The sequence below is a fragment of the Microbacterium sp. genome (assembly GCF_031180975.1).
In the GTDB taxonomy this organism is placed as follows: domain Bacteria; phylum Actinomycetota; class Actinomycetes; order Actinomycetales; family Microbacteriaceae; genus Microbacterium.
Window position 1 is genome coordinate 338,478 of record NZ_JAPSLI010000003.1, and the last position, 13,716, is coordinate 352,193.

The window sequence follows — 13,716 nt, forward strand, 5'->3', positions numbered from 1 at the left end:
TCAGCCGGCCCGGGCGATGAGAGCCGCGTACGCCATCGACGCCAGCACCGCGGCCGTGGTCCCCTTCGAGCGCATCGCCTGCCTCGTGCTGTGCGGGGTGGAGTTGATCAGCCCGAAGCACGCCTGAACGCGCAGTCGCAACTCGTCCTGCGCGACCGGCTGTACGGGGGCGAGCGCTGCGATCCAGATGTCGATGTACTCGCGCTGGAGCCGCCGCACCTGGGCGCCGTCCTCCTCGGAGAGGTGGGGGAGGTCGCGGTCCTGCACGCGGATGACGTCGGGGTTGCCGAGCGCGAATCCGACGTGGAAGCGGATGAGCTCCCGCATCCGCTCCTCGTCGTCGGCGACGGATGCCGCCACGGCCCGCCCACCCTCGACCAGGTCCAGGCTCACCTTGATCAGCACGGCACCGAGCAGGGCCTGCTTGCCGGAGAAGTGCCGGTACACCGCAGGCCCCGACACGCCGACGGCCGTCCCGATCTCCTCCAGGCTGACACCCGAATAGCCGCGCAGCGCGAACAGCTGCGCGGCGGCGCGCAGGATCGCGTCGGTGCGCTCCGCCTTCGCGCGGTCACGGGCGGTGACGGGCGTTGTCATTTCGGTTAATCCTCGCTAACCTGAATAATCGGGTTAGTGAACACTAACCGAGTCGGTGCTCACCGCGCCACAGTATTTCGTGAGTCGAGGAGGACCGCGATGCCCGTCACCCAGCAGGCACTCGCCGACGAGCTGCAGGAGACCCTCGCCCGTGCCGCGCTGGGCGGACCGGAGCGTTCCCGGCAGCGGCACGTCGCACGCGGCAAGCTGCTGCCGCGCGACCGCGTGGCCCGTTTGCTCGACGAGGGCAGCCCGTTCGTCGAGATCGCGCCGCTCGCCGCGCACGGGCTGTACGGGGGAGAGGCGCCGGGGGCGGGGGTCATCGCCGGCATCGGCCTCGTGCACGGTCGCCACGTGATGGTGATCTGCAACGATCCGACGGTCAAGGGTGGGACGTACTTCCCGCTCACGGTGAAGAAGCACCTGCGCGCGCAGGAAGTCGCCAGGGAGAATCGCCTGCCGTGTCTGTACCTCGTCGACTCCGGCGGAGCGTTCCTGCCCAAGCAGGACGAGGTCTTCCCCGACCGCGACCATTTCGGACGGATCTTCTTCAACCAGGCGCGGATGTCCGCGGAGGGCGTCCCGCAGCTGGCGGCCGTGCTCGGATCGTGCACCGCCGGTGGCGCGTACGTGCCCGCCATGAGCGACGAGACCGTGATCGTCCGCAACCAGGGCACGATCTTCCTAGGCGGGCCGCCGCTGGTGAAGGCGGCGATCGGGGAAGTGGTCAGTGCCGAGGAGCTCGGCGGCGGCGAGCTTCACGCCCGCCGGTCGGGCGTCGTCGATCACCTCGCGGAGGATGACGAGCACGCCCTGGAGATCCTGCGCGACATCGTCGCCACGCTGCCGCGTCCGTCGGAACCGGCATGGCGGGTGCTGCCGTCGCGCCCGCCCTCCGAGACCGGCAGCCTGCACGACGTCGTGCCGGTGGACGTCAACGCCGCCTACGACGTCCGCGAGGTGATCGTCCGTCTGGTCGACGGCGAGAGCTTCCGCGAGTTCAAGCGCGAGTACGGCACCACCCTGATCACCGGTTTCGCCCTGCTGCACGGGCATCCGGTCGGCATCGTCGCCAACAACGGTGTGCTGTTCGGGGAATCGGCGCTGAAGGGCGCCCACTTCATCGAGCTCTGCGACCAGCGCGGCATCCCGCTGCTGTTCCTGCAGAACATCACGGGCTTCATGGTCGGCACCGAGGCCGAGGCGGGTGGCATCGCCAAGGACGGCGCCAAGATGGTCACCGCCGTCGCCACCACGCGCGTGCCCAAGCTCACGGTGATCATCGGCGGCTCGTTCGGCGCCGGCAACTACTCGATGTGCGGGCGCGCGTATTCGCCGCGGTTCCTGTGGACCTGGCCGGCCAGCCGCATCTCGGTCATGGGGGGCGCGCAGGCGGCATCCGTGCTGGCGACCGTCAAGGAGGACCAGCTCACGGCAGCGGGTGAGAGCTGGACCCCCGAGGAGCGGGCTGCTTTCGAAGCGCCGGTCCGTGAGCAGTACGAGCACCAGGGCGAGCCCTACTACGCCACGGCACGGCTGTGGGACGACGGCATCGTCGACCCCGACCAGACCCGGGACCTGCTCGGCCTCGCGCTCGACGTCGTCTCCCGTACGCCCCTGCCCGAACCCGGCTTCGGCCTCTTCCGGATGTGATGCCATGACCGTCCCCGCCGCTTCCGCCGTCCGCGGCTTCGAGACGGTGCTCGTCGCGAACCGCGGCGAGATCGCACGTCGCGTCATCCGCACGCTGCGCGAACTCGGCATCCGCAGTGTCGCCGTGTACAGCGACGCGGACGCGAACGCCCCGCATGTGCGCGAGGCGGACCACGCGGTGCGCATCGGCACCGCGCCGGCAGCGGAGTCGTACCTGCGGGTCGAGGCGATCGTGGCCGCCGCCCTTGAGACCGGGGCCCAGGCGATCCACCCCGGGTACGGCTTCCTGTCCGAGAGCACCGCGCTGGCCGCCGCCTGCGCCGACGCAGGCATCGTCTTCATCGGCCCGGATGCCAGAGCGCTCGAGGTGATGGGTGACAAGGCCCGCGCTCGCGAGCACGTCACCGCGCACGGCGTGCCGGTGGTGCCCGGCTTCAGCGCCGTCGGCCTCGACGATGACGAGATCCGGCGACGCGCCGACGACATCGGCTATCCGCTGCTCGTGAAACCGAGCGCGGGCGGCGGAGGCAAGGGCATGGAGAGCGTCCACGAGCCCGCAGCGCTGGATGCGGCGCTCGCCACCGCACGGCGCGTGGCGGCGGCGGCGTTCGGCGACGACGCGCTGGTGCTGGAGCGGCTCATCCGCCGCCCCCGCCACATCGAGGTGCAGGTGTTCGGCGACCGGCACGGCACTGTGCAGGCCTTCGGCGAGCGGGAATGCACGCTGCAGCGGCGGCACCAGAAGGTCATCGAGGAGGCGCCCGCGGCCGGACTGCCGCACGAGTTGCGCACGCGGCTGCTCGACGCGGCGGTCCGCGCCGCTCGCAGCGTCGACTACGTCGGGGCGGGCACGGTCGAGTTCCTCGTCGATGCGGATGCCATGGACGAGGTGTTCTTCATCGAGATGAACACCCGCCTGCAGGTCGAGCACCCGGTCACAGAGCTGGTCACCGGACGCGACCTCGTCGCCCTCCAACTGGCGATCGCGGCCGGCGGAGCGCTGCCGGAACCTCCCGCCGTGCGGGGGCACGCCGTCGAGGCCCGCGTGTACGCCGAATCACCCGAGCGCGGATTCCTGCCGCAGACCGGCAGCGTCCTGCTGTTCGATCCGCCGGCCGGTGTGCGCGTGGACGCCGCGATCGAGACCGGGTCGGAGGTCACCGGCTTCTACGACCCGATGATCGCGAAGGTGATCGCGGAGGGTCCCGATCGGGAGACCGCGCTTCGTCGGCTGGACGCCGCGCTCGCACGCACGGTCGTGCTCGGTGTCGAGACGAACATCGCGTTCCTCCGTGCGCTCTGTCAGGACGAGCGGGTGCGGGCCGGCGACCTGGACACCGGTCTGATCGAAACGCTGCTGCCGTTTCGCGCGGAGCCGCCGAGCGAGCGGATGCTGCGTGCGGCGGCATCCGCTCTTCCCGCCCCCGACGCGACGGACGACGACGTCAGCCCACTGTGGCGGCAGCTGACGGGGTGGCGGCTGGGTGGCAGCGCCGCCCCGCCGCGCCCGGCGTTCCTCACCGACGACGACGAGGTGGTGGAGGCGCCTGAGGGAGCGGCCTCCGCCGCACTCGATGTACGCAGCGCGGTCGACGCCGACGGTGCGGTCTGGGTCGCCGAGGACGGCCGCACCGTGCGGCTGCGGCCACTGAGCCGGCGGGCCCGCATGGAGCGGCGGCTGGCCGAACGGATGCCGGAGAGCGGCCCGCGCGCGCCCGAGGGCCGCGCCCCCATGCCCGGCAGCGTCGTCGCGGTGCACGTCGCCGACGGTGCGACGGTGCGGGCGGGCGATCCGCTCGTCTCGATCGAGGCGATGAAGATGGAGCACCCGGTGCTCGCGCCGCACGACGGCACGGTGCACCTGCTGGTCGCCGTCGGTGACCAGGTGCGGCGCGACCAACCGGTCGCCCGCGTGGACGAGGAGGAGCAGGCATGACCGAGGATCTCGACGACGAGCAGCGCGAACTGGCCGCGATGGTGCGAGACTTCGCCGACCAGGTGGTCGCCCCGCAGGCGTACGAGGCCGATCGCACCCACACGCTGAACCTGGACGTCGTGCGCCAGATGGGCGAGCTCGGCCTGTTCGGGCTGCCGTTCCCCGAGGAGTACGGCGGGCAGGGCGGCGACTACCTCGCGCTCGGCATCGCGATCGAGGCGCTCGGCCGTGTCGACCAGTCCATCGCGATCACGCTCGAGGCGGGAGTCAGCCTGGGCGCCATGCCGGTGTACCGGTTCGGCACCGAGGAGCAGAAGGCCGAGTACCTGCCATCGCTGCTCGCCGGCGAGGCGCTCGCGGGGTTCGGGCTCACCGAGCCGGAGGCGGGCAGCGACGCCGGGGCGACCCGCACCACCGCGCGCCTGGATGGTGACGAATGGGTGATCGACGGCACGAAGCAGTTCATCACCAACTCCGGAACCGCCATCACCCGCTTCGTGACCGTGACCGCCGTCACGGGCCGCGGGCCGGACGGGCGCAAGGAGATCTCGACGATCATCGTGCCGAACGGCACACCCGGGTTCACCGTCGAGCCCGCCTACGACAAGGTCGGCTGGAACGCCTCCGACACGCATCCGCTCACGCTGCAGGGCGTGCGCGTGCCGGCGGAGAACCTGCTGGGGGAGCGCGGGCAGGGGTTCCGCAACTTCCTCATCATCCTCGACGAGGGCCGCATCGCCATCGCGGCGCTCGCGACCGGCGCGGCGGAGGGGTGCCTGGAAGCGGCGGTCGACTACGCCCAGAAGCGCACGGTGTTCGGGGCGGCGCTGAGCACCAGGCAGAACGCGCAGTTCACACTCGCGCGGATGCGCGCCAGGGTGCACACCGCGCGGCTGGCGTGGCATCACGCGGCCAGGCTGCGTGACGCCGGCAAGCCGTTCGCCGAGGCGGCCGCGATCGCGAAGCTCGTCTCCGGCGAGGCGGCGATGGACAACGCCCGCGACGCCACCCAGATCTTCGGTGGCAACGGGTTCATGAACGAGTACCCGGTCGCGCGGCACTACCGCGACTCGAAGATCCTGGAGATCGGGGAGGGCACGACCGAGGTGCAGCTGCTCGTGATCGCACGCGGTCTGGGGCTCGCGGGGTAGCGTGAGCGGCATGACCGACATCGTCCAGCGCGGGCTGTACTACGAGGAGTTCGAGGTCGGCGCCCGATACCTGCACCGGCCGGGCCGCACGGCGACGGAGGCCGACAACGTGCTGTTCACGACGCTGACCATGAACACGCAGGCACTGCACCTGGACGCCGCGTTCGCCGGGGCGCAGCAGCCGTTCGGGCAGCGGCTGATGAACTCGATGTGGACGCTGTCGACCATGGTCGGCGCGTCGGTGGCGCAACTGACCCAGGGCACGCTGGTGGCACAGCTCGGCCTCGGCGACATCGCGTTCCCGCATCCGCTGTTCGCCGGCGACACGCTGTACACCGAGAGCGTGATCACCGACAAGCGGCTGTCGTCGTCGCGCCCGGGTCAGGGGATCTGCACGATCGCGCACACCGGACGCAACCAGGACGGCACGGTGGTCGCCACGGCGACGCGCACGGTGCTGGTGCACTGCCTGCCGCAGGAGGGGGAATGATGGAGTTCGAGCTCGGGCCCGCGCTGCTGTTCTGCCCGGCGGACCGGCCGGAGCGCTTCGCCGGCGCGCTGGCGAAGGCGGATGCCGTCATCCTCGACCTGGAGGATGCGGTGCTGCCCGACGCGAAGGGCACTGCGCGCGAGAACATCGTCGCCGCCGACCTGGACCCGACCCGCGTGATCGTGCGACTGAACCCACCGGGGTCGGCGGAGTTCGACGCCGACCTCGCCGCAGTCGCACGCACCCGTTTCCGGACGGTGATGGCGGCGAAGACAGAGGATGCCGGGGCGCTCGACGTGTTCACGGAGGACTACCGCGTGCTCGCGCTGTGCGAGACGGCGCGCGGAGTGCAAGCGGCCGATGCCATCGCCGCGCATCCCCGGGCCGCCGGGCTGATGTGGGGCGCGGAGGACCTGGTCGCTTCTCTCGGCGGCACCGCCAGTCGCTTCGCGGACGGGCGCTACCGGGACGTGGCCCGTGTCGCCCGCGCCCAGGTGCTGCTCGCCGCCGGGGCGCACGGCAAGGCCGCCATCGACGCCGTGCACCTGGACATCGACGACGAGGACGGGCTGGCCGCCGAGGCGGCGGATGCCGTGGCATCCGGCTTCCGGGCGACCGCCTGCATCCACCCGCGGCAGGTGCCGATCATCCGCGCCGCCTACCGGCCCGACGAGGACACGCTGGCGTGGGCGCGCGCCGTGCTCGCCGCCGCCGAAGGGGAGCGGGGCGTGTTCCGCTTCCAGGGCCGCATGATCGACGAGCCGGTGCTGCGGCACGCTCGATCGCTGCTGGCCCGCGCGTGACCTCGTCTCAGCGTGTCAGGCTTCGACGGTCTCCGCCGTGACGACGGCGGTGTCCGCGACCGTGACGACCTGCACAGGCACCTCGTCGAGCAGGCGCAGCGTTCCGCGCTCGGCGAGGAAGCGGTGCACCGATCCGTTGCGCAGCACGTCGCCCTCTCTGGGCAGCGTTCCGCCCGACACGTGCTGGAGCAGGGCGCGGATGACACCGCCGTGGCTCACGACGACGATGGACTCGGCCCGGGGTGCAGAACGCCGACGTGACGCGCGCACGATGCGCTCGAGCGAGTCCAGGACGCGGTCGCGCACCTGCGCCATGGTCTCCGCACCGGGAACCTCCGCGTGCCAATCGCCGTATCGGGACAGATAGTCGGCGACCAGCATCCCCTCTCCGTCGCCGAACTCGCGCTCCCGCAGCCCGCGGGTCACCCCGGGGTCGGACAGCCCCAGCTCGCCGGCGATGATCTGCGCGGTCTCCCGCGCACGCACCAGCGGGCTGGCGTAGATGGCGTCCGGCCGCAGATCGGCGAGTACCGCCGCGGCGGCGTGCGCATCGGCACGTCCGGTGTGGTTCAGCGGGATGTCGGTCGAGCCCTGGATGCGGCGCGCGAGGTTCCAGTCGGTCTGGCCATGGCGCACGAGAGTGAGGAGGGTCACCCCTCGAGACTACGTGAGGGCACGCTGGCGTTGCGCCGTGAGCGCGCGGGCGAGGCCGGTCAGCACGGGTGTGGTGCCGCCGGCGATGACGGCATCCGCCCAGGCATCCGCTCGGGTCGGCTCGTGGTTGACGATGACGAGCGGGATGCCGCGGCGGCGAGCCCGCTCGATGATCCGGACCCCGGAGTTGACTGCCAGTGATGTGCCCGCCACGAGCAGCGCGTCGGACGCGCGCAGGAGCGACTCCGCGGCTCGGAAGCGCGCACTCGGCACGTACTCGCCGAAGAAGACCACCTCGGGTTTCAGCATGCCGCCGCAGACGGTGCACGGCGGAATGACGAATCCCGCCGTGCTCTCCGGCGTGACGTCGCCGTCCGGATTCAGTTCGATCCGCTCCGGGCGCGTCACCCACGGGTTGAGGGCCTGGAGTCGTTCGGCGACCGCGCGGCGGTCGAAGACCTGCCCGCAGTCCAGGCACAGCACGCGATGCATGGTGCCGTGGATCTCCACCACCTTCGAGCTGCCGGCGCGCAGGTGCAGCCCGTCCACGTTCTGGGTGACGACTCCGCTGACCAGGCCGGCCCGCTCCAGCTCGGCCAGGGCGACGTGGCCAGGATTCGGTTCGGGGGAGGTGAAGGCGCGCCAGCCGAGGTGTCCGCCCAGCCAATACCGGCGACGCGCCTCCTCGTCCGCGAGGTAGGTCTGGATCGTCATCGGATTCGCCCTGCGGCGCGCACCGGCGCCGCGGTAGGCCGGGATGCCGGAGTCCGTGGAGATCCCGGCGCCGGTCAGCACCGCGACCGCTCGGCCGCGCAGGATCTGCGCCGCCTGCTCGATCGCTTCATCCAGTTCGCCGTCGGTCTCGGCGGCCTGCTCGCTCGCACGCACCCAGCGAGTCTAAGCTGCACGAGAGGGACGGGCGCCGGGAGGTGATCGGACACGGCTTCGGGCCTGGAAGAGTGGAGCCATGCACGTCGTTCACGTCACCGATCCCGACGACCCGCGCCTCGACGACTACCGCTCGCTGACGGACGTTGCGCTGCGGCGCGCGCACGAGCCGGGGGCGGGCCTCTACATGGCCGAATCCGCGAAGGTCATCGAACGCGCCCTTGCCGCCGGGCACGAACCGCGGTCGGTACTCATCCAGGAGAAGTGGCTCGCGCAGGTCGGCTCCCTCATGGAGGACAGGGACGTCCCGGCCTTCGTCGTGCCGGACGACGTCGCCGAGCGGGTGACCGGTTTCGCCGTGCACCGCGGCGCCCTGGCTGCCATGCACCGCCCGCGCCTGCCGACGGTCGGCGAGGTCGTGCGGGATGCCCGGCTGGTCCTGGTGCTGGAGGACATCGCGGACCCGACCAACGTCGGCGCCGCGTTCCGCGCCGCCGCCGGTCTCGGCGCCGACGCCGTGCTCGTCTCGCCGCGCTGCGGCGATCCCCTCTACCGGCGCAGTGTGCGGGTGAGCATGGGCACGGTGTTCCAGGTGCCGTGGACTCGCATCGGAGAGTGGCAGGAAGACGCGTCCGAACTCCACGCTCACGGGTTCCACCTCGCCGCGCTCGCGCTGAGCGACGACGCCGTCCCGCTCGACGTCTACGCCGCGGCGCGGCCCGAGCGTGTGGCTCTGGTGTTGGGCACCGAGGGCGACGGCCTGTCGGCCCGGGCACTGGACGCGGCCGACACCATCGTCACCATCCCGATGGCGGGCGGCGTGGACTCGCTGAACGTCGCGTCTGCCGCCGCCGTGGCGCTGTGGGCGATGACGCACTGACGGCGCCGCCCCGGCGTTCAGGTGTCGTCGCGCGGCAGGTACGGCACGGCTTTCGGCCGCTTCGCCGACACATTGTCGCCGGACGACTGGTGCCGGAGGCGGCGCAGCACCCAGGGCACGAGATGCTCGCGCGCCCAGCTGATGTCCTCCGCACGGGCCTGACGCCAGGTGCGCGACGGCACCGGATCCGGCCGCATCGGCTGCAGGTCGTTCGGGACGTTCAGGGCCCGCAGCACCATGCGCGCCACCTCGTGGTGCCCGAGCGCGTTGTAGTGCAGACGGTCGTCCGCGAAGAAGCGCGCGTCCTGCACGACCTTCAGCGCCCACTGGTCGGCGACGATGCAGTCGTACCGGTCGGCGATGGAGCGCACGTTCTCGTTGTAGATGGCGACCTTGCCGCGGAACGGCCGGAACACCGGGGTGAAGCCGGTGTCGATGCCGGTGAACAGCACGATGGCGGCGCCCGTCGCAGCGAGGCGGGACACGGCGTCGTCGAGCTGTACAGCGATGTTGTCGGGGTCGGTGCCAGGGCGGATGACGTCGTTGCCGCCCGCGCACAGCGAGATCAGGTCGGGCTTGAGCGCGATCGCCGGCTCCACCTGCGCGGCGACGATCTGGGCGATGAGCTTGCCACGCACGGCGAGATTCGCGTACGCGAAATCGTCGACGTCCTGCGCGAGAACCTCCGCCACGCGGTCGGCCCATCCTCGGTGCCCTCCGGGCACGGCGGGATCGGGATCGCCGATGCCCTCCGTGAACGAGTCGCCGAGGGCGACGAAGCGCCGCCACGGGTGCGGCCCCTCGTTCGGGACGTACGGGGTGCGAGACGATTCCTGATCGCTCATCGTGCCCTCCTCCGGCATGCGGCACGATCGGGGGTGCTGATCGCGCCGCATGCGAGCCTACCAACGTCCGCACCCCTCGGCGGGCGGCGTCGGCGGCCTGGCTTATCGTTGAAGCGATGCTTTCTCCGTCCTTCCCTCAGCGCGCCCCGTGGGGCACCGCCGACAAGCTGAGGGCCTGGCAGAGGGAGGCCCTCGATGCCTACTTCCAGGCCGATCAGCGCGACTTCCTCGTCGCGGCGACCCCGGGCGCCGGTAAGACCACGTTCGCCCTGACCCTCGCCGTCGAACTGCTGCGCATGGGCGAGGTGGACCGGATCATCGTCGTCGCCCCCACCGAGCACCTCAAGACGCAGTGGGCGGATGCCGCCGCGCGCGTGCACATCCGCCTCGATCCCCGCTTCCGAAACAGTCACTGGGCGCCGTCGCGGCAGTACCACGGGGTGGTCGTCACGTACGCGCAGGTGGCGGCGAGGTCCTCTGTGCACCGCCACCTCACCGAGTCGGCGAAGACGCTGGTCATCCTCGACGAGGTGCATCACGGGGGCGACGCGCTCAGCTGGGGCGACGCCATCCGCGACGCGTACACGCCCGCGAAGCGCCGGCTGCTGCTGTCGGGTACCCCGTTCCGCAGCGACACGGCCCCGATCCCATTCGTCGAGTACCTGCCCGACGAGACCGGCGCGCGCGTGTCGAGCACCGACTACCGCTACGGCTACGGACGAGCCCTGGCCGACGGCGTCGTGCGTCCCGTGCTGTTCCACATGTACGCGGGCAAGATGCGCTGGCGCACCAGCGCGGGCGACGAGCTGGAGGCGCACCTCGGTCAGGACAACACCAAGGACGTGACCTCTCAGGCGTGGCGCACCGCGCTCGACCCGGAGGGGGAGTGGATGCCGGCGGTGCTGTCGGCCGCGGACCGTCGGCTGACCGAGATCCGCCACCACGTCCCGGATGCCGGTGGGCTGGTGCTCGCGACGGATCAGACCGTCGCCCGCGCCTACGCGAAAATCCTGCACAGCATCACGGGGGAGCGCCCCACCGTCGTGCTCTCGGACGACGCGACCGCGTCGGAGCGGATCGAGAAGTTCAGCGCCGGGAACAGCAGGTGGATGGTCGCCGTCCGCATGGTGTCGGAGGGCGTGGATGTCCCGAGGCTGGCCGTCGGCGTGTATGCCACGTCGTCGTCCACACCGCTGTTCTTCGCCCAGGCGATCGGCCGGTTCGTGCGTGCCCGGCGCCGGGGCGAGGCCGCGAGCGTCTTCCTGCCCAACGTGCCGGTGCTCATGAAGCTCGCCAACGAGATGGAGCGCCAGCGCGATCATGCCCTCGACCGTCAGTCGAAGGACGACGATGGGCTCGACGACTCGCTGATCGAAAGCGCGAACCGTGAGGAGGAGGCTTCGGACGCGCTCACTCAGGAGTTCAGCTACCAGGCCATCTCGTCGGTCGCGCACTTCGACCGCGTCGTGTTCGAAGGCAAGGAGTTCGGCCAGCTCGCCGAACCCGGGACGCCGGAGGAGGAGGAGTTCATCGGCATCCCCGGACTCCTCGAACCCGAGCACGTGCACGAGCTGCTCATGCAGCGACAGGCCAGGCAGAGCCGACTGCGCGAGGCCCGCGAGGCTACGCAGCCGCCGGAGCAGACCACGACCCTTCCGCCGCCCCTGCACCGTACGCTGCGCGAGCAGCGCCAACTGCTGAACAGCCTGGTCGGCCTGTACGCGCGGCAGAGCGGGGAGCCGCACGGCGCCGTGCACGCCGAGCTGCGACGGGTGTGCGGCGGACCCGCGGTCGCCCAGGCGACGGTGGCTCAGCTGCAGGCTCGCATCGACGTGCTCCGCAAACGCGTGCGCTCCTGACTTGGGGCTAAGTCCCTGAGCGCACTCGTCACGCTCTCTGGCGACCGGAGACCTTCGGATCCCCGAAATGCTGGCAATCCCGGCATCCGGGCCCGACGCGTCGTCGCCGGTCGATAGCGTGGAGGGATCCCCAACCGAGCACGGAGGTTCCATGACCGCGCCCGCAGAGTCCACCGCAGCCGACCGCAGACGCTGGGCCCGCTACCTCGTCGAGGAGCGCGCCGAGGGCGCTGTGTACCGACGTCTGGCCGCCCGCCGTTCGGGCGAGGAGCGGGAAATCCTGCAGTCGCTGGCCGACGCCGAAAGCCGCCACGAGCAGCACTGGCTGGAGCTGCTCGGCGGCGAGCCGACCAGATTGCCGCGCGCCGGCATCCGCTCCCGCCTGCTCGGCTGGATGGCGGGGCGCTTCGGGTCGATCTTCGTGCTGGCGCTCGCGCAGAGCGCGGAAGCGCGCTCGCCCTACGACTCCGAGCAGTTCGCCACCCCTGCCATGCGCGCCGACGAGAAGGTGCACTACGAGGTCGTGCGCGGACTGGCAGCCCGCGGGCGGCGCCGGCTGTCCGGGTCGTTCCGTGCGGCCGTGTTCGGCGCGAACGACGGGCTGGTGTCCAACCTCGCGCTCGTGCTGGGCATCGGCGCCACGGGCGTAGCCCCGGGTTTCGTGCTGTTCAGCGGCATCGCCGGCCTGCTGGCGGGTGCGCTGTCCATGGGCGCCGGCGAGTTCGTGTCGGTGCGGTCCCAGCGCGAGCTGCTCGCCGCCACCGAAGCGAACGGCGCTGCCGACGCGAACGCCGCCGATCTCGACATCGACGCCAACGAGCTCGCGCTCGTGTACCGAGCCCGGGGCATGGACCAGGCCGAGGCGCTTGCGCGCGCCCAGCGCATCGTCGAGGCCGCGCAGGCCGGTGTCCGTCGCAACGCGACCGGCCCCATCGGCACGCACGCGGCGCATGACGACCACGAGGTGGTCGGCGGGGACTGGTCGGCGGCGATCTCCAGCTTCCTGCTCTTCGGATCGGGTGCCATCGTCCCTGTGCTGCCCTGGATCTTCGGCCTGAGTGGCACCACCGCCATCGTCGCTGCTCTCGCGCTCGTCGGCATAGCGCTGCTCACCACGGGCGCGATGGTCGGCATCCTCTCCGGCGGCCCACCGCTGCGCCGTGCGCTGCGCCAGCTGCTGATCGGCTTCGGGGCGGCGGCGATCACATATCTGCTGGGGCTGGTGTTCGGGGTGGGAGCGGTCTGACGCAGGGTGGTGGGACGGCAGCCGCCCGTCAACCCCCTCTTGCTAATCCGAACGATGGTGCTGACTGGAACTCCGATCGAAGAGAAACGAGGAGTTCAGATGGCCCAGATCATCGAGACCGTCGACGTCGATGTCCCCGTCACCGTGGCGTACAACCAGTGGACTCAGTTCGAGAGCTTCCCCGAGTTCCTCGAGGAGGTCGTCTCCATCACACAGGTCGACGACACGCACACGCATTGGAAGGTGAACGTGGCCGGTGCCGAGCGCGAGTTCGACGCGGAGATCACCGAGCAGCACCCGGATGAGCGGGTGGCGTGGCGCAGCATCGGCGGCGAAACCGCGCATGCGGGTGCGGTGACGTTCCACAAGCTCACCGACTCGTCGACGCGGGTCACCGTGCAGATCGATTGGGAGCCGACGGGGATGCTGGAGAAGCTGGGCAGCCTGGTCGGCGCCGGCTCGCACGCCGTGAAGAAGGACCTGGAGAACTTCAAGGAGTTCATCGAAGGGCGCGGGTCGGCGACCGGCGCGTGGCGGGGTGACGTGGAGAGGTGAGCGTGCTTCCGCTCGGCTGAGTCGGAGGTGGTGGGTTATCGGCAAGAAAGTGTGGACGGGTTCTCGTATTAGCCGCGTGATTTCGCGGTAGAACGGGGATCGGTATGGTTCACGATCCATAGTCGTGAAGCCTCCGACGAACTCGGCACGTTGTTTGGT

Annotated in this window: 13 protein-coding genes; 9 read left to right on the forward strand and 4 right to left on the reverse strand. The window is 71.0% G+C overall.

Going from position 1 to position 13,716, the window contains the following annotated elements; translation table 11 throughout:
* On the reverse strand, positions 1 to 597 hold the full coding sequence (locus tag RIF65_RS06430) for a TetR/AcrR family transcriptional regulator (protein ID WP_309066488.1): 597 nt from the start codon (positions 595 to 597) through the stop codon (positions 1 to 3).
* 99 nt (positions 598 to 696) lie between these two features.
* Between RIF65_RS06430 and RIF65_RS06435 the strand changes: the two genes are divergently transcribed.
* From RIF65_RS06435 to RIF65_RS06455, 5 genes are read left to right on the forward strand one after another with little or no spacing between them, the layout of a single operon-like run.
* Positions 697 to 2,250 (forward strand): carboxyl transferase domain-containing protein, encoded by a 1,554-nt coding sequence (locus RIF65_RS06435; protein ID WP_309066489.1) that lies wholly within the window; start codon positions 697 to 699, stop codon positions 2,248 to 2,250.
* Between the two features lie 4 nt (positions 2,251 to 2,254).
* The gene (locus tag RIF65_RS06440) at positions 2,255 to 4,186 is read left to right on the forward strand and encodes an acetyl/propionyl/methylcrotonyl-CoA carboxylase subunit alpha (protein ID WP_309066490.1); all 1,932 of its coding nucleotides are present in this window, start codon (positions 2,255 to 2,257) and stop codon (positions 4,184 to 4,186) included.
* The gene (locus tag RIF65_RS06445) at positions 4,183 to 5,337 is read left to right on the forward strand and encodes an acyl-CoA dehydrogenase family protein (RefSeq protein WP_309066491.1); all 1,155 of its coding nucleotides are present in this window, start codon (positions 4,183 to 4,185) and stop codon (positions 5,335 to 5,337) included. Before RIF65_RS06440 ends, RIF65_RS06445 begins: the two co-directional genes overlap by 4 nt.
* A gap of 10 nt (positions 5,338 to 5,347) precedes the next feature.
* Complete coding sequence (locus RIF65_RS06450; protein ID WP_309066492.1) at positions 5,348 to 5,827, forward strand: MaoC family dehydratase; 480 nt, start codon at positions 5,348 to 5,350, stop codon at positions 5,825 to 5,827.
* Positions 5,827 to 6,630 carry an HpcH/HpaI aldolase/citrate lyase family protein gene (locus RIF65_RS06455; protein ID WP_309066504.1) on the forward strand — a complete coding sequence of 268 codons (804 nt, stop codon included), beginning with the start codon at positions 5,827 to 5,829 and terminating at the stop codon, positions 6,628 to 6,630. The genes RIF65_RS06450 and RIF65_RS06455 overlap by 1 nt, the downstream gene beginning before the upstream one ends.
* Before the next feature lie 15 nt (positions 6,631 to 6,645).
* On the opposite strand, the gene RIF65_RS06460 is transcribed toward RIF65_RS06455, so the two are convergent.
* Both RIF65_RS06460 and RIF65_RS06465 read right to left on the reverse strand, forming a co-directional pair.
* On the reverse strand, positions 6,646 to 7,284 hold the full coding sequence (locus RIF65_RS06460; RefSeq protein WP_309066493.1) for a histidine phosphatase family protein: 639 nt from the start codon (positions 7,282 to 7,284) through the stop codon (positions 6,646 to 6,648).
* Between the two features lie 9 nt (positions 7,285 to 7,293).
* Positions 7,294 to 8,172, reverse strand: coding sequence for a Sir2 family NAD-dependent protein deacetylase (locus RIF65_RS06465; protein WP_309066494.1), 879 nt, complete (start codon positions 8,170 to 8,172; stop codon positions 7,294 to 7,296).
* A 79-nt stretch (positions 8,173 to 8,251) separates the two neighbouring features.
* On the opposite strand from RIF65_RS06465, the gene RIF65_RS06470 reads away from it, so the two are divergent.
* Positions 8,252 to 9,052 carry a TrmH family RNA methyltransferase gene (locus RIF65_RS06470; RefSeq protein ID WP_309066495.1) on the forward strand — a complete coding sequence of 267 codons (801 nt, stop codon included), beginning with the start codon at positions 8,252 to 8,254 and terminating at the stop codon, positions 9,050 to 9,052.
* A 17-nt stretch (positions 9,053 to 9,069) separates the two neighbouring features.
* Here the strand turns inward: RIF65_RS06470 and RIF65_RS06475 are convergent, their stop codons facing one another.
* Positions 9,070 to 9,897: an SGNH/GDSL hydrolase family protein gene (locus tag RIF65_RS06475; RefSeq protein WP_309066496.1), complete on the reverse strand. Its 828-nt coding sequence runs from the start codon at positions 9,895 to 9,897 to the stop codon at positions 9,070 to 9,072.
* 116 nt (positions 9,898 to 10,013) lie between these two features.
* Between RIF65_RS06475 and RIF65_RS06480 the strand changes: the two genes are divergently transcribed.
* The 3 genes from RIF65_RS06480 to RIF65_RS06490 all read left to right on the forward strand — a co-directional run bounded on the left by RIF65_RS06480 (position 10,014) and on the right by RIF65_RS06490 (position 13,557).
* A complete protein-coding gene (locus tag RIF65_RS06480; protein ID WP_309066497.1) occupies positions 10,014 to 11,756 on the forward strand; it encodes a DEAD/DEAH box helicase in 1,743 nt (580 codons plus the stop codon).
* Between the two features lie 151 nt (positions 11,757 to 11,907).
* Complete coding sequence (locus tag RIF65_RS06485) at positions 11,908 to 13,002, forward strand: VIT1/CCC1 transporter family protein (RefSeq protein WP_309082497.1); 1,095 nt, start codon at positions 11,908 to 11,910, stop codon at positions 13,000 to 13,002.
* A gap of 99 nt (positions 13,003 to 13,101) precedes the next feature.
* Entirely contained in the window at positions 13,102 to 13,557 is a 456-nt protein-coding gene (locus RIF65_RS06490; RefSeq protein ID WP_309066499.1) for an SRPBCC family protein, read from the forward strand.
* The last annotated feature ends 159 nt before the right edge of the window (positions 13,558 to 13,716 follow it).